Origin of the sequence: Virgisporangium ochraceum (genome assembly GCF_016863655.1) — a bacterium.
In the GTDB taxonomy this organism is placed as follows: domain Bacteria; phylum Actinomycetota; class Actinomycetes; order Mycobacteriales; family Micromonosporaceae; genus Virgisporangium; species Virgisporangium ochraceum.
Map to the genome: position 1 here is coordinate 1 of NZ_BOPH01000073.1, position 25,673 is coordinate 25,673.

The following is a 25,673-nucleotide window of genomic DNA, read 5'->3' on the forward strand; positions in this document are numbered from 1 at the left end:
CCCGCCGCTCCAGTGGCGGGTGAGGTCGGCGTCGGCCTCGGTGACGCGGCCCTCGCCGAGCACCGGGCCGGTGATCTCCGTCAGCGAGTGCGGCAGCAGCACCAGCGGCTGCGCCGGCGCGCGCAGCACCGTCGACTTGTATCCCGGCCACAGCAGCGGCGGATGAACGGTTCCGTCGTCGCGCCGGTACCCCTGTATCCGGTACTCCTGCACCCCGTGATCCTGCATCAGGTTGCCTCCAACTCCCGGAGAACGGCCAGTTCGGTGTCGCTCGGCGGTTCGGTGGTCCCCAAGTCTGCGGCGACCCGGAGCGGCCAGCCAGTCCTCTTCAGAGCGATCTCGGGATCCACCCCCGGGTGGATGCGCGTGAGCGTCAGCTCGCACGAGGATGGGTCCGGCTCCAGGACGCCGAGGTCGGTGATCACCCGCACCGGTCCGCGTCCGGTGAGCCCCAACCGTTCCCGGGTACCCGGGCCGTCGCCGTACCCCACGGAGGTGATGAAGTCGAGCCGCTCCACGAACGTCCGCAGCGACTGCTGCACCACCACGATCACCTCGCGGCACGACGCGGCGATCTCCGGTGCGCCGCCGGCACCGGGCAGCCGTACCGACGGGTCGGCGTAGTCACCGATCACCGTGGTGTTGATGTTGGCGAACCGGTCGATCTGCGCGGCGCCGAGGAACCCGATGTCGATGCGGCCGGGCTGCAACCAGTAGTTGAAGATCTCCGGTACCGATACCACCGAGTCGGCCGTCTCGGCGAGGATGCCGTCGCCGATCGACAGCGGCAGCCTGTCGGGCTTGGCGCCGATCGTGCCCGACTCGTAGATGAGCACCAGGTCGGGCGCCGAGGTGCGGCGGGCGAGGTTGGCCGCCGCGCTCGGGCGGCCGATGCCGACGAAGCACCGGGCGCCGTTCCGCAACGCCCGCGCGGCCTCGATCGTCATCATCTCGGCCGAGGTCCACGCGGGAGACGACGAGGGCTGGAGGGAGGTCACAGCGTCTTCAGCCATTCCGTGAAAGCGTCGCGGTCGCGGCTGATCGCGTCCCACTCCTGGTAGTAGGCGTTGTCGCGCTCGTAGTAGCCCAGCGCGTAGCTCGGGTGCGCCCCGCGGGGCACGGCGGCCACGTACGTGGTGATCCACGAGGGCAGGGTCACGGCACCGGGCAGCGGGGTCAGTTCCGGCACGATCTCCTCGACCGTCACCAGGGAGGCCCTCGACGCGAGAACGACCTCCTTCTGCACCCCCGTGATGCCCCACATCTGCACGTTTCCGGCCGGGTCGGCGCGCTGGGCGTGGATGATCCCGACGTCGGGGTTGACCGCGGGAACGGCGGTGAGCACCTCGCCGGTGAACGGGCAGGTGATCGGCCTGATGGTGCCGGTGTGCCGCTCCAGATCGGTCCCCTTGTAGCCGCGGAGCACAGCGAACGGCAGGCCGGCCGCACCGGCGGCGAACCTGTTGGCCATGCCGGCGTGGCTGTGCTCCTCGATCTCCAGGGGCACCGGCCAGCCGCGCTGGACGGCGTCGCGGAACCGGTGCAGCGAACCGACCCCCGGGTTGCCGGCCCAGGAGAACACGAGCTTGCGTGCGCAGCCCGCGCCGATGAGCTGGTCGTAGACGATGTCGGGGGTCATGCGGATCAGCGTGAGGTCGCGCCGGCCCTGCCGGATGATCTCGTGACCGGCGGCTACCGGGATCAGGTGCGTGAAACCCTCGAGCGCGACGGTCGCGCCGTCGGTGACGAGCGTCGCGACGGCGTGTTCGAGCGTGGTGACCTCACCCATCGCGGCCTGTCTGCCTCCGGCGCCAGTTGTGCGTATCCCGAACGGTAGTACGCAAGGCGAACCTACGGCGATCGCGTCGGGGCTGTCAACGTGCCGTTTAGCGCGCAACGTCTCTCGGGTATCAACCTGCCGCCCCAACACCCCCGGATCTACTACGTGACAGGAGCTTGCAATGCGTGCGGGATCGATAGGCGGCGTGATCGTTCTGATTTGGCTGATCATCGGCGCGATCGCCGCCGGGCAGCGTGGGTACTTCGCCGACGACGAGGCGACGAGCTGCGCCGAGGTGGGTACGGTCGCCGTCACCATCGTGGCCGGGCCGCTGAACTACGTCGGCGCCAACCCGAAGGTCGACTGCGACGTCCCCGAACCGTCGCAGTGAGTCCGGTCGCGCCGCCCCCGTGCCGCGCACCGGCGCGGGGCGGCGCGACAGTCCGGTAGCCCGATGACAGCGCGCCGGGGGCGCGGCGACAGCGCCCCGCGCCAGCCTTGCGCGCATGGCAACCCCACAACGAGCAAACCTGGAACGGCACGGCGTCCGCATCGCCTATGAGCGCACCGGCGCCGCCGAAGGCACTCCCCTGGCCCTCCTACCGGCCTGGATGATCACCACCAGGCGGCTCTGGGCCGCCCAGGTCGAGCACCTCGCCGACCGGCATCCCCTGATCCTCCACGACGCCCGCGGCAGCGGCGGCTCCGACCGCCCGACCGACCCCGCGGCCTACGCCCTCCCCGAACTGGTCGCCGACGCCGTGGCCGTGCTCGACGCCACCGGCACCGGGCGCGCGGTCCTGGTGGGCCACTCCTTCGGTGGGCTCGTCGCCTACCTCACCGCCGTCCTGCACCCCGACCGGGTCGCCGGTCTCGTGCTCATCGCACCGACCATCGACGTCGCCGGCGGCGAGCCGACCCCGCTGCAGACCGCGATTGCCACGTTCGACGGCGAGCCGGCCGGCACCGGCGGCTGGAGCCGTTACAACCGCGGGGCCTGGCGCACCGACTTCCCCGGCTTCGTCCGCTGGTTCACCGAAACCGCCCTCGGCGCGGAGGCGGACGGCGAACAACGCGCCGCCGCCCTGCTCGACGGGCTGGGCACCACCCCCGAGGTGCTCGCGGCCACCGTCGCCGCGCGGTCACGGAAGGCCCTGACCGGCCGGCCGCCGCGGTGCCCGGCCCTGATCGTCCACGGCGACCGGGACGCGATCAACCCGACCGCGTGGAGCGCCGCCCTCGCCGCCCTCCTCGACGCCCCGTACGAGGTGCTGCCCGGCGCCGGCCACACGCCGCAGGTCACCCGCGCCGCCGAGACCGCGCACCTCATCGAGACGTTCCTGAAGGAGCTGGCATGAACAACCCGGTGCGCGGCCGGCTCAACGCGGCAATCCTCGCCGCCGCCCGCGGCTACGACCACTTCCTGTCCGGCCAGCGCAAACGCACGCTGTTCGCCGCCCTTCCCGACACCGTCGTCGAGATCGGGCCGGGCACCGGTACCAACTTCCGCTACTACCGCCCGGGAACCACGGTGGTCGCGATCGAACCCAACCCGCACATGCACACAAGGCTGAGACGGGCGGCCCGCCGGCACGGCGTCACCCTGGAGCTCCGCGCGGAGAGCGCCGAGCGCACCGGCCTCGCCGACGCCAGCACCGACGTCGTGGTGAGCACGCTGGTGCTGTGCACGGTGCCCGACCAGGCCGCGACGCTCGCCGAGATCGCGCGCGTGCTGCGTCCCGGCGGCCGGCTGGTGTTCCTCGAACACGTGCGCGTCGACGGCTGGTACGGCGCGGTCCAGAAGGCCGTCGAACGGCCGTGGCGCTGGCTGTTCGAGGGCTGCGACGTGCACCGGGACACCGCCGAGGCGCTCCACAAGGCCGGGTTCGCCGACCTGACCGTCGAGCGGTACCGGGTCCGTTCGGTGCTGCTGCCGATCAATCCGCAGATCGCCGGGTGGGCCGTACGCTGATGCGATGTTCCGGGTGCTGGGCGCCGTCGAGGCCGAGGGTCCCGACGGCGCACCGGTGCCGCTCGGCGAGCGGCAACGCGCGCTGCTCGCTAGCCTGCTCGCCCGCGCGGGCACGGTGGTGTCCGTCGACGAGCTGACCACCCTGATGTGGCCCGACCGGCAGCCGGCGGACCCCGCGGCGGCGCTGCAGAACCAGGTCTCGCGGCTGCGGCGGGCGCTGCCCCGGGCCGCGCTGCGCACCAGGCCGCCCGGCTACCTGCTGGAGGTCGGCGACGACCTCGACGCGAACCGGTTCACCGCGCTGCTCGCGGCCGCCGCCGGGGTCGAGGCCGCCCGCGCCGCCGAGCTGGTCGCGTCGGCGCTGTCGCTGTGGCGGGGACGCGCGTACGCCGGCTTCGCCGACGGTCCGGTCGCCCGGTTCGAGGCGATCCGGTTGGACGAGGCGCGCCTGCACGCCGTGGAGGACCTCCACCGCCACCTGCTCGACGCCGGCCGGGCCGAGGAGGCGCTGCCGGCGCTGGAGGCGTTCGTCGGCGAGCACCCGCTGCGCGAGCGGGCCCGGGAGACGCTCATGCGGGTCCTCTACGCCACCGGCCGGCACGCCGACGCACTGCGCACCTACGCCGAGTACGAGAAGCGGCTCGGCGACGAGCTGGGCCTCACCCCGGCGGCCGGCATCGCGCGTCTCCAGGTGGAGATCCTCCGCCACGACCTCGGAGCACCGGCACCGCCGGCGCTGAGCGCGCTGCGGGCCCGCTACGTGACCGTTCCCCGAGGTCCGCGGATCGCCGTCGCGACGCTCGGAGCGGGACCGCCGCTGGTGGCGCTGCCGGGGTGGGTGTCGAGCATCGAGGTGATCGCGTCCGGGCGCGACCCGCGGTCGTCGCTGCTGCAGGAGCTGGTCGGGCGGTGCGCCGTGACCCTGTACGACCGGCACGGCACCGGCCTGTCCCGCGGCCCCGTCACCGACTTCGGGTTCGACGCCACCGTCGACGAACTCGAGGCGGTGGTGTGCCATCTGGGTACGCCGGTCGGCCTGCTCGCGATGTCGCAGGCGGGACCGGTGGCGATCGCGCTCGCGGCCCGCCGGCCCGACCTGGTGCGCCGGCTGGTGTTCCTCGGCACCTACGCCGACGGCACGGCGGTGTTCACCCGTCCCGATCTCAACGCGGCCCTGGTGGCGATGGTCCGCAGCCACTGGGGCCTGGGGTCGACGCTGTTCGCGGGGCTGTACCGGCCCGAGGCCACCGAGGAGGCCGCGCACCACCTCGGCATGGTGCTGCGCGACTCGGCCGACCGCGACGTCGCCGCCGGCTACCTGGAGGCGGTCTACGACGTCGACGTCACCGACCTGCTGCCGTCGGTGGTCGCGCCGTCGCTCGTGGTGCACTACCGGGGTGACCGGCTGGTGCCGTTCGAGGGCGGCCGGCAGCTGGCCCGCAGCCTGCCCGACGCCGTGCTGGTGCCCCTGGAGGGCCGGTTCCACCTGCCCGACGCCCGTGACCTGGGCCGCGTCGTCGACGAGATCGCTGAGTTTCTCCACAGCTGATATCCGGGGCTTCCCCGATGGCAGGGGTTGCGCCCACGCGGGACTCTGGAACCCGCGGGCGGGCCAGCAGGGGCGTCCGCGCAGTGAAGGGGGATCCCGATGGGGAACGCCGTAAAGCTCATCGCCTGGCTGGTGCTGCCGATCGCCGGCCTGGTCGCGCTCGGGGCGCTGGCCATCTGGTTGTTCCAGGCGCTGATGGGCGTCCTGGTGTACCTGCTCGTCGGCATCGCGGTCGCCGCCGGCGGCGCGTACCTGTACCAGAAGGCGAAGCGGGCCGTCGGGCCCGGCACGCGCACCCGGATGCGCCTCGACGCCGCCGCCGAGACCTACCGCCAGCGCAACCACTGACGTCGTAGGGTCGGCGCATGACCAGTGCGCCGACGCTCGCCATCACCGGATCGACAGGCCGGCTGGGTGGCCGCGTGGTCCGGCTCCTCGACGGCGTCCCGCGGCGGCTGGTCGTCCGCGACGCCGCACGGGCGCCGGCCCTCGCCGGCTGCGAGACCGCTGTCGCCACCTACGACGACGGCGCCGCGGTGCGGGCCGCGCTCACCGGGGTCGAGACGGTGTTCATGGTGTCCGGCGCCGAGCATCCCGAGCGGGTCGCCCAGCACCGCTCCTTCGTCGACGCGGCCGCCGCCGCGGGCGTCTCGCACCTGGTCTACACCTCGTTCTACGGCGCGTCGCCGACCGCGACGTTCACGCTCGCCCGCGACCACCACGCCACCGAGGAGCACATCCGGGCCAGCGGCCTGGCGTTCACGTTCCTGCGCGACAACCTCTACGCCGACTTCTTCCCGCTGATGGCCGACGAGCAGGGCGTGATCCGCGGCCCGGCCGGCGACGGTCGGGTGGCGGCGGTCGCGATGGACGACATCGCCGCGGTGGCCGCGGAGGTGCTCAGGAACCCGGCGCCACACGCCGGCGCGACCTACGACCTCACCGGCCCGGTGCCGCTCACCCTGCACGAGGTCGCGGAGATCATCACCGCGTCCGGCCGGAAGGTGCGCTACGTGCCGGAGACGATCGAGGAGGCGTACGCGTCGCGGGCGGTGTACGGCGCGCCGCCCTGGCAGGTCGACGCGTGGGTCAGCACGTACACGGCGATCGCGTCGGGTGAGCTGGCCGCGGTGAGCGACGCGGTCCCCCGGCTCCTCGGCCGGCCCGCCTTGACGCTCGCTGCCACCCTGTCGGGGTGACCACACTGCGCGTCTGGCTTCTGCGGGCCGTGCGCCTGTCGATCGCCGGCGCGCTGGCCGCCGTCGCCCTCACCGGTGCGAGCGTGGCCTGGCTGCGGTCGGGCACCGACGCCTACATCTTCGGCGAGGGTGACGTGCCCGAGGCGCCGGTCGCCCTGGTGCTGGGGGCCCAGGTGTACAGCACCGGCGTCCCCTCGCCGTTTCTCGAGGCCCGGCTCGCGATCGCGCAGCGGTTGCTGGAGACCGGCAAGGTGAAGGCGATCCTGGTCTCCGGCGACCACCGCGCGTGGCGCTACGACGAGCCCGGCGCGATGCTGCGCTGGCTCAGCGACCACGGCGTGCCCCGCACCAAGATCGCGATGGACCACGCCGGCTTCGACACCTACGACTCCTGCGTGCGCGCGGTGAAGGTGTTCGGGGTGCGCAAGGCGATCGTGGTGACCCAGACGTACCACCTCCCCCGCGCCGTGACCCTGTGCCGCCGCGTCGGCGTCGACACCTACGGCGTCGGCGACGAGAGCGTCAAGCAGTTCCGCAGGCCGTGGCTGATCAGCTCGAACCGCGAGCACGGCGCGTGCGTCAAGGCCGTGGTCGACCTGGTCAGCGGCCGTGACCCGGTCTTCCTCGGCAGGCGCGAGACGACCGTCGACGAGGCGGTCCGGGCGTAGCAACCAAGTTGCTACGGTAGCAACCCGGTTGCTAGCCTCTCCGGCATGTCCGTATCCCGAACGCTGCTCGGGTTGCTCGAACCCGGCGCCCAGCACGGCTACACGCTGCGCCAGCGCTACGACGTCTGGTTCGGCGCCGCCCGCCCGCTGAAGTCGGCGCAGGTCTACTCCACGCTGCAGCGCCTCCAGCGCGACGGCCTCGCCGACCTGGCCGGCGTCGCCGCCGGTGAGGGGCCCGACCGGCGGTTGTACGCGATCACCGGGGCCGGCGTGTACGAGCTCGACCGGTGGCTGCAGGAGCCCGAGGTGCCCGAGGTGTCGGCCACCCGCCGGGCGCTCTTCGCCAAGGTCGTGCTCGCCCTCCACAGCGGACGCCCGGCCCGCGCGCTGCTCGACGCCCAGCGCCAGGCCCACCACCGGCGGCTGCGCGAGATGCGGGTGGCCCGCCAGCGCGGCGACCTGATGGCCCAGCTCGACGCCGACTTCGAGATGTACCACCTCGACGCCGATCTGAAGTGGATCGACGGCGCGGAGGCCCGGTTGGACCGGCTCGCCGCCCACATCAAGGAGACGGACCATGATCACAGCGCATGACCTGGTGGTCCGCTTCGGGCAGACGCTCGCGCTGGCCGGCACCAGCATCGGCGTCGCGCCCGGCGAGGTGGTCGCGGTGATGGGACCGTCGGGGTCAGGCAAGTCGACGCTGCTGCACGTGCTCGCCGGCATCCTCCGGCCCGACCAGGGCCGCATCCACCTCGGTCAGCAGCGCATCGACACGCTGCCCGACGGCGCGCGCAGCCGGCTGCGGCTGCGGTCGTTCGGGTTCGTGCTGCAGTTCGGCGACCTGGTGCCCGAGCTGTCGCTGCGGGAGAACGTCGAGCTGCCGTTGCGGCTGCTCAAGGTCCCGCGGGCCGAGGCGCGCGACCGGGCGCGGAGCCTGCTCGCCGAGCTGGAGATCGACGACGTGGCCGACCGCAGGCCCGGCCAGGTGTCCGGCGGCCAGGCGCAGCGCGCGGCGGTGGCCCGGTCGCTGGTCCACCAGCCGACGGTGATCTTCGCCGACGAGCCCACCGGCGCGCTCGACAGCGCCTCCGGCGAGACCGTGCTCGACTCGTTCACCGAGCTGGCCCGCCGCCGCTCCACCACCGTGCTGCTCGTGACCCACGAGGCGCGGGTCGCGTCGTACGCCGACCGCACGTTGTACCTGCGCGACGGGGTGCTCGTATGAGGCTGGTGCTGCTCGGGCTGCGGATGTCGGTCGGGTCCGGGCGGGGCGGGCTGCTGCGCGCCGGTCTCATGTCCTCGGGTGCCGCGCTCGGGGTGCTGCTCGTGCTCGCCTGCCTCGCCGCGGTGTCGGTCACCCGGGCGCAGGACGAGCGGGCCCGCGACCGCTCACCCGTCTACGCCGCCGACGACTCCGGGTACAGCACGGACACCGACGGCGGGTCCCGGTACACCGACCGGCCCGTGACCGCCGGCGCCACCCGGCTGATCGAGATCGACGACGCCATCGGTCACCTGCCGCTGCGCCGCATCGCGATCGGCGGCGCCACCCCGGCCACCGAGCTGCCGCCCGGGCTGGCCCGGTTCCCGGCACCGGGCGAGATCGTCGTCTCGCCCGCGCTCGCCGAGCTGATCCGCACCGACGCGCGGGCGCGCGAACGGTTCCCGCAGCCCATCGTCGGCACCATCGGCCGGGCCGGGCTGATCGCGCCGAACGAGCTCCGCGCGTACGTCGGCGTCGCCGCCGACAACCCCGGGCTCGACGAGCAGCGTGCGCTGGAGGGGTTCGGCGGCGCGCTGCGGTACGGCCGCGGCGACGAGATGACCGACCCCGACGTCTTCACCCCGGGGCGGTACGCGGCCGGCGCGTTCACGCTGTTCGTGCTGGTGCCTTTTGGCGTGTTCCTCGCGACCTGCGCCCGGCTGTCGGCGACCACGCGCGACCGGCGGATCGCCAGCCTGCGCCTGCTGGGCGTGTCGACCCGGCAGGCGGCGGTGGTCAACGTGGTCGAGACGGGGGTGGTCGCCGGCGCCGGCGCGCTGCTCGGCGCGGTGCTGTTCAGCGTGCTGGCGCCGCTGAGCACGGGCTGGCCGATCGGGCGGCTGCAGTGGTTCGCGTCCGACGCGTCGGTGGCGCCGGGCGGGATGGCCCTCGTCGTCGGCGTGACCGTCGCGTTCGCGGTCGCCGTGGGGGTGCTCGCGGGCCGGTCGGCCCGGCTCGACCCGCTCGGGGTCCGGCGTGGGGCGCCGGCGTCGCGGCCGTCGCCGTGGCGGCTGCTGCCGCTGGTCGGCGGACTGGCCGGGGCCACCGCGGCCGGCCGCGGCGGTGCGTTGCCGACCGACGCGCGGGGCTGGCTGATGCTCGGCTCGGTGCTGGTCACCGGGCTCGGCCTGGCGCTGGCCCTGCCGGTGCTCAGCTACGCGGTCGCCGGGCTCGTCCAGCGGCTGCCGGTCACGCCGGTCTGGCTCGGCCTGGCCGCCGCCCGCGTGCGGCACAGCCCCGGCGTGGCGCCCCGGCTGGTCGCCTCCCTGACGGTGGCGATCTACGTGGCGGGCCTCGGTTCGCTCGGCATCGCGCTCGTCGCGTCCGACCAGGACCTGCTCGGCCGCGCGGAACAGACCTCCGACGTGCTGCTCCAGGTGCCCAACCCCACCCCGACGCTGATGGCCGACCTGCGCGCCACGCCGGGCACGACGATCGTCGCGCTGCCGCCGGTGCCGTTGACGGTCGGTGGCGCCGAGGCCAACGGCGTGCTGGGCGACTGCGCCGAGCTGCTGGCCATGTACCGCCTCGCCGCCGGTCAGTCCTGTGTGGACGGTCAGGTCTACTGGATGGAGTTCAGCTACGGCCCGGGCGGCCGCGAGCCGGACCGCGCCGGTGACCTCCGGCTCGCCGACGGCACGCTCCTGCCGACGCCCGCGGCCACGCTCACCGCCACGCCCCGCTTCAACGTCGGCATCAGCGCGCCGGTGTTCGTCACCCGTCAGGTCCCGGCGGTGGCCGGGTTCGAACCGGAGACGCTGTCGTTCGACGTCGTCGCCGCCGACCGCGCGGCCGTCGAGCGGGCCGCCCGGGTCGTCTCCGCGCGGGCGCCGGCCACGTACCTGGGTGGCGACCTCGGCGGGTACCGGGGCGTCGACACGAACTTCATGGTGCTGTTCCTCGTGTGCGGGCTGATCGTGACGTTCGTGCTCGGCGTCGGGTCGTTCGCCGCCGCCGCGGTCGACCGCACCATCGAGCGCCGCCGCGACAACGCGACCCTGATCGTGGTCGGCACCCGGCCGGCGGTCGTGGCCGCCGGCGAGGCCGGCTCCGGCGCGCTGCCGTTGGCGCTCGGGCTCGTCACCGCGTCGGCGGCGACGCTCGTGATCGCGTTCGGGTTCGCGGCGCTGCTGAAGGTGGACGCGGGGTTCGTGGTCGACCGGGTCGCCCCGGTGCTCTGGCTCGCCGGTGCCGCCCTGCTCACCGGGCTCGTGCTGACCACGGTCCCCGCGTACGTCACCCAGCGGGTCACGGCCGAAAGCCTCAGACGGCCCTGACGACGACGTCGCCCGCGAGCCGACCGGTCTCCGGCTCGCGGGTCACCGCGCCGGCGGTGAGCAGCGAGGTGATCGCGGCGTTGGTGTCGCCGCTGCGGTACACGGTGTCGGTGAGCGTGAACCGGCGCAGTTCGGTGACCGTGCGGCCACCGGTACCGGCGAGGTGCGCGAGCAGTTCCCGGCGCAGGGGGCCGGGATGCGGCTTGAGGGAGATGTCGAGCAGGTGGCCGTCGGGGTCGCCGGGGTCGCGGTACCGGACGCCGGCGTACTCGTCCACCGCCCACATGGCGTTCTTGAACGCCTCGAGGCTGCGATCCTGGGAGGAGGCGAACGCGACGAGGACGGCGGCTTCGCCGCCTGCCGGCTCGGTGTCCGTGTCGACCAGTTCGACGCCGGACGTGAGCGTGAACCCCGCCGCCCTCAGGTGGTCGCGCACGTCGCGCCACGTCCCGGGCGTGGTGACCAGCATCAGCTCGGCCGGCTTACCCGCCGTGACAGCGGCGAGCGCGTCGTCCGACGGGCCGTCGGGGAGGTCGAGGAACGCGAGCAGCGGCGCCTTCGCCGACCCGGCCGCTTTCAACGCGACCGGCAGGCGCTCGACCGGCGGGCCACCCACCGGGAACACGCCCAGGTCGGCCGGCGCGGCGGCCAGTCCCGTCAGCCCTTCGGGGGTGACCACGACGAACCCCAACCGGCGCCCCCGCATCCGGTCGGCGAACTCGGCGAAGACCCGCAGCGCCGCCTCGGGCAGCGCCGGCGCCGAGGAGGTCGACGCGTACGCGAACGTCGCGCGGCGGGCGTGCAGTGCGGTCGGCGTCCACACGTCGAGGTAGCGCACGAGCAGTTCCTGCACGACCCCGGTGACCGACATAGTGACCGTTCTACCTCACAGGGTGGGGCGCTGGTCCACCCCCAGGCACGCCACGAGCCGGTCGGCGTCGGCCGTGAAGAAGAGCTGGAAGTGCACGGGCGGGTTCTCCACGGTCACCGAGCCGATCACGACCTCGCCCGGAGCGTGCGCCCGCAGCGCCTCCACCGCCTCCGGGAACCCGACGGTCGGTGTGCCGACCCGTTCCATCGCCCGCATGCGCCGCGCGTACGAGTTCGCCAGTTGCTCCGCGGCCATCTTCTCCGCGTACACCACGTACTCCGCGTTGCCGTTCAGTGCGTGACGGCACGCGGTCTCCGCCGGCCCAGGGCCCCCCAGCAACGAGATGAGATCATCCCGCCGCATGTCGATATTGCCGGTCATAGATCGGCAGGCTACCTACGATGTGCGCGGGTCGACAGCCGGCCCGCAAAATCGATCATGCATCTGCACGTGCGAGATCAATGACAAGTCCAGGGTCCTCACCGACCGCTCGTATGGGGGTCACGCTCGCGTAACCATCGGCCAGAAGCGCGAGGTCCGTACCCGGTTCGGAGCGCCCACCGCTCTCTTCCACCGACGTCCGCACGAACCCCTCACCCGACTCCGCGATCGCAACTTGCACCTGTCCGAAAGACGCCAGTGACCCTTGCCGCACCCCCGCAAGCTTCCCGGGTTCGACGTCGGGCACGTTCAGATTGAACACGGTGCCGGCCGGTGATTCTGCAAGTTGCGGAAGAAGCGTCACCGCGAGGTCGGCCGCGGTCGACCAGTTTCGCGCCTCGTCGTCCATCGCGTCCAGCGCGGCGATCGCCGCGCCGCCGCTGCTCGCGCTTGTCATCGCCGGGGTGAGCACGTCGAGCGAGACCGCCAGGCCCGACCGGCCGCTCGCGGCGGCCGTGAGCACCGCGCCGACCGTTCCCGAGTGCAGAACCGCGTGACCGGCGTTGGCACCCCGGTTGATGCCCGACAGCACGAGATCCGGCGGATCGCCGAACGCACCGAGGTTCGCCAGCACCACGATGTACGCCGGTGACGCCGCCACGCCGAACCCGAGGTCGTGTTTCTCGACGACGACCCGGCCGTCCTCGGCCACGGCGGTCAGGGCGGCGCTGCTGCCGCTCGCCTCCACCCGGGGTGCCGCGACGACGACGTCGTACCCGGCCGCCGCGACCGCGCGGGCCAGGTGCCGGATGCCGGGCGCCCGCACACCGTCGTCGTTGGTGATGAGAACGCGCATGGCGGTCCTATACCCCGTCGAGGCGGTCCAACCGCACGTGGCCGATCAGTTCCGCGATCGCCTCCGCCCGACCCGTGCCCAGCCCGTGACGCGTGACGTTCAACGCGCCCGCCGCGGCGCCGGTGCGTACCGCGTCGACCAGGTCGCCGTCCTTCGCGAGCACCGACGCCACCCCGGCGGTCATCGAGTCACCGGCGCCGCGGGTCTCGGCCGCCTCCAGCTTCGGCAGTCCGATCTCGTAGACGTCGCCGTCGAGGAGCGCCAGCGCGGGGTCCGCGGCGCGGCTGATCACCACGTTCTCCGCACCCGCGTCGCGCAGGGAGTGCAGCGCGCGCACCATCTCCTCGCGGCTCTCGCCCTTGGCGTGGCCGTCCTCCAGCGCCTCCTCGTGGCTCACCTTCAGGAAGAACAGCCCGCCCTCGAGCGCGGCCCGCACCTGCTCACCGGAGAGATCAGCGACCACCCGGCCGCCGTTCGCGCGGATGTCGGCGGAGAGCCTGCGGTACAGGTCCGCCGGGACCGTCGTCTGGTCGGGCGTTCCGCTGAGGACGGTGACGCGGGCGCGCAGCCCCTCCGCGAGCGCGAGCCCGTACAGCTCGTCGACCTCGTGCCGGGTCAGCGGGTGACCGTGACCGGCGGCGACCTCCTCCCGCTGGCCCTCGCGCCGGTCGTGCACGTACCACCCGCTCGTGCTCTCGCGTTTCACCAGGCGCAGCGTGAGGTCCTCGCCGGCGAGCGCCGGTTCCAGTACGGTGCCGACCTCTCCGCCGAGCGCCGCGCACAGCGTCACCGGCACCTCCAGCAGTCTCAACATGCGGGCCTGCCAGATTCCCTGACCTCCCGGGTGCACGTGCAACTCGTCGGTCTCGCTGAACCGTTCGATCGTCACGGTCAACTGCGGAGCGGGCGCGAACACCATCGCGGAAGGGGTTGACATTCCTCAGGTCTACCCGGCGGAGGTGGTCGCAAGCCGTGGTTAACGCGAACACTCGTGCAAGTTTGCTTCGTCACCGTGTACATCCGGGCCGCTGCCGTTAACGTGATTGGGGATGGTCGGCAGATTCCCTATCGAAAACGTGACCCCCGCGGTCTCCAGTGGTCGCAACCTGGCCAAGGCCGTGGTCGGCGAACTCGTTCCCGTGTCCGCGACCTCCTACCGGGAGGGCCACGACGCGTTGGGCGTCAACGTGGTCTGGCAGGGGCCCGACGGCGCGTCCCGGCCATTCACCCGGATGAGGGCCGGCGAGCCCGGCACCGACAGGTGGCACGGCGCCATCCGGCCGGATGCCACCGGTCGCTGGTCGTTCGCCGTCGAGGCGTGGAGCGATCCGTATCTCACTTGGTGGAACGCGGTCACCAAGAAGATCGATGCCGGTCAAGGTGTCGAGGACCTCGCGAACGACCTCGCCGAGGGCGTCGCGATCCTGCGCGCCGCCGCCGCGGGCGTCCCGGCCGAACGGCGGCCGGAACTGGAGGCGGCGGCCGAGGTCCTCGACGACAAGGACCGCGCCCTGTTCGAACGGGTGTCCCCCGGCCTCGCCCTGCGCGAACTGCTGTGGGAGTACCCGGTGCGGGAGTTCGTGACCCGGTCGGCCACCTACGGCCTGTGGGTCGACCGCACGCTCGCGAACTTCTCGGCCTGGTACGAGTTCTTCCCCCGGTCGGAGGGTGCCGCGGTCGCGGCCGACGGCTCGCCGGTGCGGCACGGCACGTTCGCCACGGCGGCCGAGCGGCTGCCCGCCGTCGCGGCGATGGGCTTCGACATCCTGTACATGCCACCGATCCACCCGATCGGGCGGGTCAACCGCAAGGGTCGCAACAACACGCTGGTCGCCGGGCCGACAGATGTCGGCTCACCGTGGGCGATCGGCTCTGCCGAGGGCGGTCACGACGCCATCCACCCCGAGCTCGGAACGGAGGAGGACTTCCAGCGCTTCATCAAAGCCGCCGCTGAGGTGGGCCTGGAGGTCGCGATGGACCTGGCGCTGCAGTGCGCCCCCGACCATCCCTGGGTCGCCGACCACCCCGAGTGGTTCACCGTGCGGCCCGACGGGCAGATCGCGTACGCCGAGAACCCACCCAAGAAGTACCAGGACATCTACCCGATCAACTTCGACCGGGATCCCGCCGGGATCCGCGCGGAGATCCTGCGGGTGGTGCTGCACTGGGTGAACCTCGGCGTGAAGATCTTCCGGGTCGACAACCCGCACACCAAGCCGGTCAACTTCTGGGAATGGTTGATCTGGCAGGTGAAGAAGGTCGACCCGGACGTGTTGTTCCTCGCCGAGGCGTTCACCCGGCCGGCGATGATGCACGGCCTTGGCAAGATCGGTTTCACCCAGTCGTACACCTACTTCACTTGGCGCACGACGGCATCCGAGATGCGGCAGTACTGCGAGGAGCTGGTCGAGGCGTGTGACCACATGCGGCCGAACTTCTGGCCGAACACGCCCGACATCCTGCACGAGACCCTGCAACACGGCGGTCCGCCGATGTTCAAGATCCGTGCGGTCCTCGCGAGCATGCTCACGCCGTCGTGGGGGATGTACGCGGGTTACGAACTGTTCGAGCACGTTCCGCGCCCCGGTGCGGAGGAGTACCTCGACAACGAGAAGTTCCAGTTGCGCCCCCGCGACTGGGCCGGCGCGGAGAAGGCCGGGCGTTCGCTCGCGCCGTACCTGACCCGGCTGAACCAGATCCGACGCGAGAATCCGGCCCTGCACTGGCTGCGCAACCTGCGCTTCCACGAGATCGACAACGGGGCCCTGCTGTGTTGGTCGAAGCGCGATCCCGACACCGGCAACACGGTGCTGGTGATCTGCACCTTCGATTCCGCCCATCAGCAGTGGGGTAACACCACCCTGGACATGCCCGCGCTTGGTTTCGACTGGCACGAGCGCTTCACGGTAAGGGACCAACTTACCGGCGCTACGTACGATTGGGGGCAGCACAATGCGGTCTTACTCGATCCGTACCTGGAACCGGCACACATCTTCACCGTGCACCGCCGGGCGTAACCCATCGATCAAGACGGCAGTTTAGAGCCATGAGCACCGGGCAAGCGCAAAGCGTGCACAACCCGAACGAGCCTCACGACCCGAACGTCGCCACCGCCCGGTCGGTCGAAACGGCCTCCCGGAACGCGGCGTCGTCGGCCGAGGGCAGCCACGTGGGCGCCGACGGCACCGTCGAGCACCCGAGCGCCGACGACTACGGGCACGCCCGTACGTTGCCGGCCGACGCCACCTGGTTCCAGCGCGCGGTGTTCTACGAGGTGCTGGTGCGGGCGTTCCACGACTCGAACGCCGACGGGTCGGGCGATCTGCAGGGCCTCATCGCGAAGCTCGACTACCTGCAGTGGCTGGGCGTCGACTGCCTCTGGCTGCCGCCGTTCTACGACTCACCGTTGCGTGACGGCGGCTACGACATCCGCGACTACTACAAGGTGCTGCCCGAGTTCGGCACGGTCGAGGACTTCGTGCAACTGCTCGACGCCGCCCACAAGCGCGGCATCCGGGTCATCACCGACCTCGTGGTGAACCACACGTCCGACAGCCACCCGTGGTTCCAGGAGTCACGCAGCGACCCCGACGGCCCGTACGGCGACTACTATATGTGGAGCGACACCGACGAGAAGTACCAGGACGCCCGCATCATCTTCATCGACACCGAAGAGTCGAACTGGACGTACGACCCGGTGCGCCGCCAGTTCTTCTGGCACCGCTTCTTCTCCCACCAGCCGGACCTGAACTACGACAACCCCAAGGTCCAGCAGGAGATGATCGACGTCATGAGGTTCTGGCTGGACCTCGGCATCGACGGGTTCCGGCTCGACGCCGTGCCCTACCTGTTCGCCCGGGAGGGCACGAACTGCGAGAACCTGCCGGAGACGCACGCGTTCCTCAAGCAGGCCCGCAAGATCATCGACGACGAGTTCCCGGGACGCGTACTGCTCGCCGAGGCCAACCAGTGGCCGGCCGACGTGGTCGAGTACTTCGGCGACTCCGACGTCGGCGACGAGTGCCACATGGCCTTCCACTTTCCGCTGATGCCGCGCATCTTCATGGCAGTGCGGCGCGAGTCGCGGTTCCCCATCTCCGAGATCCTGGCCAACACGCCGGAGATCCCGAAGAACTGCCAGTGGGGCATCTTCCTGCGCAACCACGACGAGTTGACGCTCGAGATGGTCACCGACGAAGAGCGCGACTACATGTACGCGGAGTACGCCAAGGACCCGCGGATGCGGGCCAACGTCGGCATCCGGCGCCGCCTCGCGCCGCTGCTGGAGAACGACCGCAACCAGATCGAGCTGTTCACCGCGCTACTCCTGTCGCTGCCCGGTTCACCGGTGCTGTACTACGGCGACGAGATCGCGATGGGCGACAACATCTGGCTCGGTGACCGCGACGGTGTGCGCACCCCGATGCAGTGGAGCCCCGACCGCAATGCCGGGTTCTCCCGCGCCAACCCGGGCCGGCTGTTCCTGCCGCCGATCCAGGACCACGTTTACGGGTACCAGTCGATCAACGTCGAGGCCCAGCGGGAAAGCTCGATGTCGATCCTCAACTGGACCCGGATGATGCTGGCCATCCGGCGCCGGCACACCGCGTTCGCCGTGGGCGAGTTCCGCGAGCTCGGTGGGTCCAACCCCTCGGTGCTGGCGTTCGCGCGGGTGCACGACGACGACGTCGTGCTGTGTGTCAACAACCTGTCCCGGTTCCCGCAGCCGATCGAGTTGAACCTCCACAATTGGAACGGCTACACCCCCATCGAGCTGTCCGGCCGGGTGCCCTTCCCGGCCATCGGCGAACTGCCGTACCTGCTCACGATCCCGGGGCACGGGTTCTACTGGTTCCAGCTCTGTCCACCGGAGAACAACGACTGACCCGCCCCACCTGACCACCCGGCCGACCCCCAAGCCCCCAGCGAGGAAACGGCGATGCTTCCATTCGCAGACTGGCTTCCCCGGCAGCGCTGGTACGCGGGCCGCCACCGTCGGATCCAGGCCGTACGGCCGGAAGCCGTCACCGCGCTGCCCGGCATGGACCACATGCTGCTGCTCGTGTCCTACGAAGACGGCGGTAGCGACCGCTACCAGGTCTTCGTCCGGTGGGGCGACCCGCAGCCACCGGCCGCCGAGCGGGCCACCGGCGCCCGCATCGGCGAGGCCGAGACCGACGGCAGTACGCGGGTGGGGTTCGACGCGCTCTACGACGAGAGCGCGGCCCGGGAGATCCTCGCGCTGATCGCCGACGACAAGACGTTCGGCACGGTGCGGTTCGCGGCCGAGCCCGGCGTGACGTTGCCGGTCGACGCGCCGGCCCGGGTCGGCAACGTCGAGCAGAGCAACACCAGCGTGGTGTTCGACCACGCGGCGGTCATGAAGCTGTTCCGCCGCGTGCCGCCGGGGCTCAACCCCGACCTGGAGCTCAACCGGGTGCTGGCCCGGGCCGGGAGCCGGCACGTCGCCCGGCTCATGGGCGCGATCGAGAGCACCGACCCGAACGGGCAGCCGCTGACGCTCGGCATGGTGAGCGAGTACGCCCAGAACTCGGCCGAGGGCTGGGCGATGGCGGCCACCAGCGCCCGCGACCTGCTCAACGATCCCGACACGCACGCCGACCAGGTCGGCGGCGACCTCGCCGGCGAGTCGTTCCGGCTCGGCGAGGCGGTGGCGAGCGTCCACCGGACGCTCGCCGACGAGTTGGGCGTCACCACCGGCCGCATCGCGGTCGACGTGATGTGCGACCGCCTCGACGAGGCCGCGGGCACCGTCCCCGAGCTGGCTCCGTACAAGGAGCGGGCCGAGACGGCACTGCGCGCGGCCGGCGAGGTCGAGATCGACCTGCAGCGGGTGCACGGTGACCTGCACCTCGGCCAGGTCCTCCGCACGCCGCCCGGCTGGCTGGTGATCGACTTCGAGGGCGAGCCGGGGCAGCCGGTCGAGGAGCGGAGACGGCCCGACTCGCCGCTGCGCGACGTGGCGGGCATGCTGCGCTCGTTCGAGTACGCCGCCTACCAGGTGCTGGTGGGCCGCGACGACGGCGACGACGCGAAGCTCAACGAGCGGGCCCGCGAGTGGATCGACCGCAACCAGATCGCGTTCTGCGAGGGGTACGCCGAGGTCGCGGGCTACGACCCGCGTGACCGTGGGATGGCCCTGCGGGCCTACGAACTCGACAAGGCGCTGTACGAGGTGGCCTACGAGGCGAAGTACCGACCGGCGTGGATGCGCATCCCCCTCAAGTCGGTCGATCGCCTGCTCCGCTAGCGTTGCCCTCGGAAGGGACTGACATGGACGACCTCATCGCGGGTATGGCGCACGACCCGCACGCGGTACTCGGCGCGCATCCGTCCGGTGGCAACACCGTCATCCGCACGCTCAGGCGCGGAGCGGGCGACGTCGCGGTCGTCCTCGGGACGGACCGGCATCCGATGAAGCGGATCCACGACGACGGCGTCTTCGAAGCGGTCGTGCCGGGCACCGTGCTCGACTACCGCCTCGACGTCGACGGGCGGGAGCTCGACGACCCGTACCGGCACGCGCCGACGGTCGGCGAGCTCGACCTGCACCTGATCCGCGAGGGCCGGCACGAGGGCCTGTGGAAGGTCCTCGGCGCGCACCTGCGTGACGGCGGCACCAGCTTCGCGGTCTGGGCACCCAACGCGCGCGGGATCCGGCTGATCGGTGACTTCGCCGGGTGGGGACCGCATGAGGGCTGGCCGATGCGGTCGCTCGGCGCCAGCGGCGTCTGGGAGCTGTTCGTCCCCGGTGTGCAGGAGTGGCAGCGGTACAAGTACCGCATCCTCGGCCCCGACGGCGTCTGGCGGGAGAAGGCCGACCCGTACGCGCAGCACACCGAGGTGCCGCCGCAGACCGCGTCGATGGTGTTCCGCTCCGGCTACGAGTGGAACGACGGCGACTGGATGCGCAGGCGCGCCGAGTCGAGCCCGCACCAGGACCCGATGAGCGTCTACGAGGTGCACCTGGGCTCCTGGCGCCCGGGCCTGTCGTACACCGAGCTGGCCGAGGAGCTCACCGAGTACGTGGTGGGGATGGGCTTCACGCACGTCGAGCTGATGCCGGTGATGGAGCACCCGTTCGGCGGCTCCTGGGGCTACCAGGTCACCGGCTACTACGCGCCGACGTCGCGCTTCGGCACGCCCGACGACTTCCGGTACCTCATCGACAAGCTGCACCAGGCCGGCATCGGCGTGATCCTCGACTGGGTGCCGGCGCACTTCCCGAAGGACGAGTTCGCGCTGGCCCGCTTCGACGGCACCCCGCTCTACGAGCATGGTGACTGGCGGCTGGGCGAGCACCCCGACTGGGGCACGTACGTGTTCGACTACGGCCGGCCGGAGGTGCGCAACTTCCTGGTCGCCAACGCGCTGTTCTGGTGCGAGGAGTTCCACGCCGACGGCCTTCGCGTCGACGCGGTCGCGAGCATGCTCTACCTCGACTACTCCCGCAAGGACGGCGAGTGGGCGCCGAACAAGCACGGCGGCCGCGAGAACCTCGACGCGATCTCGTTCCTGCAGGAGATGAACGCGACGGTCTACAAGCACCACCCCGGCGTGGTGACGATCGCCGAGGAGTCGACGAGCTGGTCGGGTGTCACCCGGCCCACCTACCTCGACGGGCTGGGCTTCGGCTTCAAATGGAACATGGGCTGGATGCACGACACGCTCCAGTACATGTCCAAGGACCCGGTGCACCGGCAGTGGCACCACCACCAGATGACGTTCTCGCTGGTGTACGCGTGGAGCGAGAACTTCACGCTGCCGATCAGCCACGACGAGGTGGTGCACGGCAAGGGGTCGCTCGCCGGCAAGATGCCCGGCGACAAGTGGCGCAAGCTCGCCCAGGTGCGGGCGCTGCTGGCATACATGTGGGCGCATCCCGGCAAGCAGTTGCTGTTCATGGGCTGCGAGCTGGGCGACTTCCAGGAGTGGAGCGAGGCGCGCGGCCTCAGCTGGGGCCTGCTCGACGATCCCGGCCACGCCGGCGTGCACCGGCTGCTGGCCGACCTGAACGCGGTCTACAAGGCCACGCCCGCGCTGTGGACGCAGGACCACTCGCCGTCCGGCTTCCGCTGGCTCAGCGCCGAGGACTCGGCCAACAACACGTTCTCGTTCCTGCGCCTCGCCCCGAACGGCGAGCAGGTCGCGTGCGTCGTGAACTTCAGCGCGCTCCCGCACGAGAACTACCGCATCGGCCTGCCGAAGCAGGGCACCTGGCTGGAGATCGTCAACACCGACGCGGAGACCTACGGCGGCTCGGGCGTCGGCAACCTCGGCCGGGTGGAGACCGAGGAGCAGCAGTGGCACGGCCAGCCGTTCTCGGTTGCGCTCCGGGTGCCGCCGCTGGGTGCGCTGTGGTTGAAGCCGGCGTAGGGCGTCCGTCACCGGCGTAGACCCGTTTCGGGACCGGTGCCAACCGGGTCCATCCCTTGGGGGTGGGCCCGGTGCGCCGATCCAGGTGGCATGACCAACCTTCTCCGGCGCGCCGCCGCCCTCGCCGCGATGTCCACGGCTCTCGTCGGTGGTGCCATCCTCGGCACCACGCCGGCGTCCGCCGCCACCGCCCCGAGCTCCGACGCCACCTTCGAGGCGAGGGTCGTCAAGCTCACCAACGACAACCGGGTCAAGAACGGCTGCGCCGCGCTGCGCACCGAGGCCAAGCTCACCACCGCGGCCCGCGCCCACAGCGCCGACATGGTGGCGAAGAACTACTTCAGCCACACGGGCAAGGACGGCAGCACGTTCCTCGTGCGGGCCAAGCGGGCCGGCTACACCACCGCGTCGGCCGAGAACATCGCGTGGGGCTACCGCACCCCGGAGGCCGTCGTGACCGCGTGGATGAAGAGCCCCGGCCACAAGGCCAACATTCTGAACTGCAAGTCGAAGTCGGTCGGCGTCGGCCTGGCCAAGAAGGCCGACGGCACCCCCTACTGGACCCAGATGTTCGGCACTGTCTGACCCCCTCGCGCCGAGCCGTACGTCCGCACCTCAGCGGACGTACGGTTCGGCGTTTGCGCACGCCTTCTGCGCCAGCGTCGGCGCGCCGCCGGGCGTGCGCTCGTACTCGGCGTACCGCAGCACGCAGGCGCGGATCGCGGCGACCGCCTCGGCGCTCAGCCCGTCTTCCTCGATCAGTCGCGACACGGCCTCGTCGCGCTGGGCCCGCACCACGGCGAGCTCCGCGCCCAGCGCGGCGGCGCGCTGCACCGAGCGCGCGTTCTGCGCCCTGAGGTGGCGGTTGTCGTCGTCACGCGCCGACCGTTCCCGCACGAGCAGCGTCCCCAGCACGACGGTGGCGGCGAGCAGAACCACCGACACCACCACCGGAAAGGATCTCCCCGCCGGGGGCACGGAAGCGCCGACGTGGACGATCTCGCCCTCGATGATCTTCACTTCACCGTCACCTTCGAGGTCACCGTGGTCACGCCCGGCACCTGTGGGCTGTCCATCCGGGTCACCACCGTGCCGTCGCCGGCCGCGGTTCCGCGCACCGTCACCGAGTACGTCACCGAGCCGCCCGGCACCGGCTTCGACGTCGTGACCAGCACGTCGCCGGTCGGCAGCGAGTCGAGCTGGTCGCCGCCGGTCCCGTTGACGTTCTCCGCGCCGACGACGACCGGCTTGCCCGGGTCGGCCGGCAACGCGTCGGCGGGGTAGGCGAACCCGATCTCCTCCGTGCCGCCGAGGCGCATCCAGGCCTGGAAGACGCGCTGGCTGGTGGTGCCGTACACGTTCAGCCGCCACTCCACGGCCAGCCACGAGCTTCCGTCGGCCGCCGAGAGCACCCCGGCCAGCACGCCGGGGGCGCCGGCGCCGTCGAGGTCGGTCCAGAACGGCGCGAGGACGTTGTTCGGGCGTGCCGGGTTCGGCAGCGTGCCGAACTCGCAGCACACCACGTCCTGTTCGTCACCGCCGCCGACGACGAGGTAGCCGTTCGACGTCACGCCGATCCGGCGGTGCTCCTGCCCGCCGTACACGGTGGGCGTGGGCAGGTCGAAGTTGACGATCTCCTCGTCGCCGATCGGGTCGACGCCGATCCCGAAGCGGTCCAGCGGCTGGTAACCGAAGATCTGGCCGGCGCCGAGCGACGGCGTGCCCGGCACCATGCCGGGCAGCTTCGCCTGCCGCAGCTCGATCTGGTGCGGGTCCACGATCATCGCGCCGGTGGCGCTCTCGGCCGTCAGGCCGTTCGACAGGGTCGTGGTCATGTCGACGGTCGCCGGCTGGTAGGTGGCGTTGCTCGCGGTGACCGTGCACAGGCTGGTCGCCTTGACCGCGATCTGCTCGGGGGTGCAGGTGCTGGTCACCGTCACCGGGCCGGGCCTGGGCACGAACGCGACCGGCAGGTGCAGGGCCGGCCCGTCGGCGGGGGTCGCGGGCTGCAGCGTCACCCCGCCGAAGAACTGTCTCGTCGCGGCCTCCGAGCGGATGCTGATCGACAGCTCCGCGCTGCGGCCGGGCAGCACGGTCAGTGTCGCGGGCAGCACGCTGACGGTCGCGCCGGCCGCGGTGGTCGCGGCCGTCCGGTAGGTCACGGTCCGTCCGGTGACATTGGTCGCGGTCCGCACGGTGGTCACCCGTCCCGGCACGACGGGCGCGTTCACGGACGGAAGGTTCAGGTGGACCGCGTTGACGGCGTCACCGGCCAGCGAGGTGAGCCGGGTGGCCGTCTCGTCGAACACGAGCCCGGCGGTGTCGGCGCGGTCGAGCCGGATCCGTCCGGCGCCCATGTCGAACGCGTCGGCCGGTGTCTTCAGGTCCTCCTTGACCACCTCGGTGGTCGCCGTGGTCATCAGCGCCGACCGGATCCGCCCCGGGCTCCAGTCCGGATGCCGGGCCTTCAGCCAGGCGGCGCCGCCGGCGACGTGCGGCGACGACATCGACGTGCCGGCGATCGCCTGGTACCGCTCGCCGGGCGGACCCTGTGCGGGCGCCTCCGGGGTCGGCGTGTGCCCGGCCAGGATCTGGACGCCGGGCGCGGTGACGTCGGGCTTGACGAACGCGCCGGCCGGCCCCCGGGAGGAGAAGGCGGCCATGACGTCGGGCCGGCCGGAGCGCTTGGTGCCGGCGGTGAACGACCCGGTGACGTCCTTGTGGTCGGTCAGGAACTTCTTCGCCGCCGCGCCGTCGGCGAGGTGCACGGTGGGCAGCCAGTGGTTGTCGGTCTCGACGTCCTGCAGCGTCGGGTTGTACAGGATCATGCCGACCGCGCCGCCGGCTTTGACGTTGTTGCCCTTGTCGACGCGGCCGATGTTGCCGCCGCGCTCGCACGCGACGATCCTGCCCTTGAACGCGTCGGCGGGCGGTTTCGTGCCGCACAGCGACCGGTACCCGGCGACGCTCTCGGCCAGCACCACGGGTGCCGGTCCGATCCCGGCGGTGATCGACGCGCCCTCGAACGTCTCGGTCGTGGAGCCGCTCTTCAGGGTCAGGGTCGAGACGAACTCGCGGCGCTGGGTCGAGGCGGCCACCGTGGTGACCCACGGCGCGAGGTGGTTCGCCGTCCCGACGCCCGGGCCGTCGTTTCCCGCCGACGCGGCGACGAACACCCCGGCGGCGTACGCGTCGAGGAACGCCAGCTCCGCAGGGTCGGTCTGCGGGCTCGTGCCGCCGGAGATCGAGAAGTTGATGACCTGCACGCCGTCGCGGATCGCCTGCCCGATCGCGGCGACCGAGTCCGACGCGAGGCACCCCTGTGCGCCGCACACCTTGTAGACCGACAGCCACGCGCCCGGCGCGACCCCGCGCACCGGCCCGCGGTCGACGCCGAACACCGGCGCCTCGTCGACCACGTTGCCGACGGCGGTCGACGCGGTGTGCGTCCCGTGGCCGTTGGAGTCGCGGGCGGTGCTGTACTTCTCCTCGGCCGCGCGCTTGGCGTCGGCGAGGTACCCGGACAGGAACGCGGCGCCGCCCACGAGCTTGCGGTTGCAGCGGAACGGCTGGCCCTTGCCCCCGTCGACCGTCGGATCGGGGCCGAAGTCGCAGGTGCGCGGCGTCCCGTCGGCCTTCAGTGGCGGGGCCTGGCTGGTGGGCGTCTCGGCGAACGACGGATGCTCGGGCCACGCACCGGTGTCGAGGACACCGACGAGCACCCCGGCCCCGTCCGCCGCGCCGGCGCCGTCCGTGTCGGTTCCTTTGGGGGCGGCTCCGATGAACTCGGCGCTGGAGTCGGTGAGGGGCCTGCGGACCGAGTCGGCCTGCACCGCGACGACGCCGGGCACCGACGCGAGGTCGCGGAGGCGGTTGGCCGGCGCGGTGAACGTCACGCCGCCGTAGACGGTGCGCAGGCGCTGCCCGGGCACCGCGGCCGGTACCCGCTTCGCGACGGCGCCGAGCACCGCGGCCTCGCGGGACCTGATGTGCTCCTCGTACCGCTCCTCCTCGGCGGAACCGGCGAGCGGACGGCCGGTGTACGCCGGCCCGGTCGCGGGCAGCCCGGGCAGGGTGCCGGCGTACGTGGCGACCGGTTCGTAGTCCAGCTTCACGACGACCTGGACGGGCGCGCTGTCGGTGCGCGCGAGCAGGTTCCCGTCGGAGCGCGCGAGGCGGCTCACGGGCGTCTTGGCGGCCACCGCGCGCGAGACGGGCGTAAGGTCGGCCGTCTTGCGCAGACCGGGCTGCGGGTTACCGACGCCGGGGCGGACGCCGGCGAGCACCACCACCGGCGGCAGGACCAGGATCGCGACCGCGGCCCGCAGTGCCGCCCTGCCCAGGGCCGCCCTGCCCGGTGCCGCCCTGCCTCGGAAGTGCACGCCCGAACCCCACTCTCGTCGGTCGTCGGCGGATGATCATCTCAATCATCCGCCGATCTCACCGGAAAGGGGGCA

The 25,673-nt window shown here is 72.0% G+C and carries 23 protein-coding genes and 1 pseudogene; 15 read left to right on the forward strand and 9 right to left on the reverse strand.

The genetic code is table 11. The features are described 5' to 3' along the window. The 3 genes and pseudogenes from Voc01_RS25260 to Voc01_RS25270 all read right to left on the reverse strand — a co-directional run. Positions 1-228, reverse strand: a pseudogene (locus Voc01_RS25260) (hypothetical protein); the annotation flags it as partial. Next, positions 228-1,013 (reverse strand): CoA-transferase subunit beta, encoded by a 786-nt coding sequence (locus Voc01_RS25265; protein ID WP_203930027.1) that lies wholly within the window; start codon positions 1,011-1,013, stop codon positions 228-230. The pseudogene Voc01_RS25260 and the gene Voc01_RS25265, both read right to left, overlap by 1 nt. Further along, on the reverse strand, positions 995-1,789 hold the full coding sequence (locus Voc01_RS25270) for a CoA transferase subunit A (protein WP_203930028.1): 795 nt from the start codon (positions 1,787-1,789) through the stop codon (positions 995-997). The genes Voc01_RS25265 and Voc01_RS25270 overlap by 19 nt, the downstream gene beginning before the upstream one ends. 172 nt (positions 1,790-1,961) lie before the next feature. Here Voc01_RS25270 and Voc01_RS25275 point away from each other — a divergent pair, with 172 nt between their 5' ends. From Voc01_RS25275 to Voc01_RS25320, 10 genes are all read left to right on the forward strand, one after another. Then, entirely contained in the window at positions 1,962-2,171 is a 210-nt protein-coding gene (locus Voc01_RS25275) for a hypothetical protein (protein ID WP_203930029.1), read from the forward strand. A 115-nt stretch (positions 2,172-2,286) separates the two neighbouring features. Next, entirely contained in the window at positions 2,287-3,138 is an 852-nt protein-coding gene (locus Voc01_RS25280; protein WP_203930030.1) for an alpha/beta fold hydrolase, read from the forward strand. Further along, entirely contained in the window at positions 3,135-3,752 is a 618-nt protein-coding gene (locus Voc01_RS25285; RefSeq protein ID WP_203930031.1) for a class I SAM-dependent methyltransferase, read from the forward strand. Before Voc01_RS25280 ends, Voc01_RS25285 begins: the two co-directional genes overlap by 4 nt. A 4-nt stretch (positions 3,753-3,756) precedes the next feature. Then, positions 3,757-5,301 carry a bifunctional AfsR/SARP family transcriptional regulator/alpha/beta hydrolase gene (locus Voc01_RS25290; RefSeq protein WP_203930032.1) on the forward strand — a complete coding sequence of 515 codons (1,545 nt, stop codon included), beginning with the start codon at positions 3,757-3,759 and terminating at the stop codon, positions 5,299-5,301. A gap of 99 nt (positions 5,302-5,400) precedes the next feature. After that, complete coding sequence (locus Voc01_RS25295) at positions 5,401-5,649, forward strand: hypothetical protein (RefSeq protein WP_203930033.1); 249 nt, start codon at positions 5,401-5,403, stop codon at positions 5,647-5,649. Between the two features lie 17 nt (positions 5,650-5,666). Beyond that, complete coding sequence (locus Voc01_RS25300) at positions 5,667-6,500, forward strand: SDR family oxidoreductase (protein ID WP_203930034.1); 834 nt, start codon at positions 5,667-5,669, stop codon at positions 6,498-6,500. Next, complete coding sequence (locus tag Voc01_RS25305; RefSeq protein WP_203930035.1) at positions 6,497-7,168, forward strand: SanA/YdcF family protein; 672 nt, start codon at positions 6,497-6,499, stop codon at positions 7,166-7,168. Before Voc01_RS25300 ends, Voc01_RS25305 begins: the two co-directional genes overlap by 4 nt. Before the next feature lie 45 nt (positions 7,169-7,213). Then, on the forward strand, positions 7,214-7,762 hold the full coding sequence (locus Voc01_RS25310; RefSeq protein WP_203930036.1) for a PadR family transcriptional regulator: 549 nt from the start codon (positions 7,214-7,216) through the stop codon (positions 7,760-7,762). Further along, the gene (locus Voc01_RS25315) at positions 7,746-8,396 is read left to right on the forward strand and encodes an ABC transporter ATP-binding protein (RefSeq protein WP_203930037.1); all 651 of its coding nucleotides are present in this window, start codon (positions 7,746-7,748) and stop codon (positions 8,394-8,396) included. Before Voc01_RS25310 ends, Voc01_RS25315 begins: the two co-directional genes overlap by 17 nt. Further along, complete coding sequence (locus Voc01_RS25320; RefSeq protein ID WP_203930038.1) at positions 8,393-10,711, forward strand: FtsX-like permease family protein; 2,319 nt, start codon at positions 8,393-8,395, stop codon at positions 10,709-10,711. Before Voc01_RS25315 ends, Voc01_RS25320 begins: the two co-directional genes overlap by 4 nt. On the opposite strand, the gene Voc01_RS25325 is transcribed toward Voc01_RS25320, so the two are convergent. Genes Voc01_RS25325 through Voc01_RS25340 form a run of 4 tightly spaced genes read right to left on the reverse strand, consistent with a single transcriptional unit; the run spans position 10,698 to position 13,756 of the window. Then, positions 10,698-11,582, reverse strand: coding sequence for a hypothetical protein (locus tag Voc01_RS25325; protein ID WP_203930039.1), 885 nt, complete (start codon positions 11,580-11,582; stop codon positions 10,698-10,700). The two genes, Voc01_RS25320 and Voc01_RS25325, sit on opposite strands and share 14 nt — an antisense overlap. A gap of 15 nt (positions 11,583-11,597) precedes the next feature. Then, the gene (locus tag Voc01_RS25330; RefSeq protein WP_203930040.1) at positions 11,598-11,963 is read right to left on the reverse strand and encodes a hypothetical protein; all 366 of its coding nucleotides are present in this window, start codon (positions 11,961-11,963) and stop codon (positions 11,598-11,600) included. A 55-nt stretch (positions 11,964-12,018) separates the two neighbouring features. Further along, positions 12,019-12,819, reverse strand: a complete 801-nt coding sequence (gene surE, locus Voc01_RS25335; protein ID WP_203930041.1) for a 5'/3'-nucleotidase SurE — start codon at positions 12,817-12,819, stop codon at positions 12,019-12,021. 7 nt (positions 12,820-12,826) lie between these two features. Next, complete coding sequence (locus Voc01_RS25340) at positions 12,827-13,756, reverse strand: 1-phosphofructokinase family hexose kinase (protein WP_239160476.1); 930 nt, start codon at positions 13,754-13,756, stop codon at positions 12,827-12,829. A gap of 112 nt (positions 13,757-13,868) precedes the next feature. On the opposite strand from Voc01_RS25340, the gene Voc01_RS25345 reads away from it, so the two are divergent. The 5 genes from Voc01_RS25345 to Voc01_RS25365 all read left to right on the forward strand — a co-directional run bounded on the left by Voc01_RS25345 (position 13,869) and on the right by Voc01_RS25365 (position 21,801). Beyond that, a complete protein-coding gene (locus Voc01_RS25345; protein WP_203930042.1) occupies positions 13,869-15,836 on the forward strand; it encodes an alpha-1,4-glucan--maltose-1-phosphate maltosyltransferase in 1,968 nt (655 codons plus the stop codon). A gap of 29 nt (positions 15,837-15,865) precedes the next feature. Further along, positions 15,866-17,704: a maltose alpha-D-glucosyltransferase gene (gene treS, locus Voc01_RS25350; RefSeq protein ID WP_203930043.1), complete on the forward strand. Its 1,839-nt coding sequence runs from the start codon at positions 15,866-15,868 to the stop codon at positions 17,702-17,704. A 54-nt stretch (positions 17,705-17,758) separates the two neighbouring features. Beyond that, a complete protein-coding gene (locus Voc01_RS25355; RefSeq protein ID WP_203930044.1) occupies positions 17,759-19,090 on the forward strand; it encodes a maltokinase N-terminal cap-like domain-containing protein in 1,332 nt (443 codons plus the stop codon). A gap of 23 nt (positions 19,091-19,113) precedes the next feature. Next, entirely contained in the window at positions 19,114-21,216 is a 2,103-nt protein-coding gene (glgB, locus tag Voc01_RS25360; protein WP_203930045.1) for a 1,4-alpha-glucan branching protein GlgB, read from the forward strand. 90 nt (positions 21,217-21,306) lie between these two features. Beyond that, complete coding sequence (locus Voc01_RS25365) at positions 21,307-21,801, forward strand: CAP domain-containing protein (RefSeq protein ID WP_203930046.1); 495 nt, start codon at positions 21,307-21,309, stop codon at positions 21,799-21,801. Positions 21,802-21,831: 30 nt separating this feature from the next. Here the strand turns inward: Voc01_RS25365 and Voc01_RS25370 are convergent, their stop codons facing one another. Further along, the gene (locus tag Voc01_RS25370) at positions 21,832-22,236 is read right to left on the reverse strand and encodes a hypothetical protein (RefSeq protein ID WP_203930047.1); all 405 of its coding nucleotides are present in this window, start codon (positions 22,234-22,236) and stop codon (positions 21,832-21,834) included. Next, complete coding sequence (locus Voc01_RS25375) at positions 22,233-25,598, reverse strand: S8 family serine peptidase (protein WP_203930048.1); 3,366 nt, start codon at positions 25,596-25,598, stop codon at positions 22,233-22,235. The genes Voc01_RS25370 and Voc01_RS25375 overlap by 4 nt, the downstream gene beginning before the upstream one ends. Positions 25,599-25,673 lie beyond the last annotated feature (75 nt).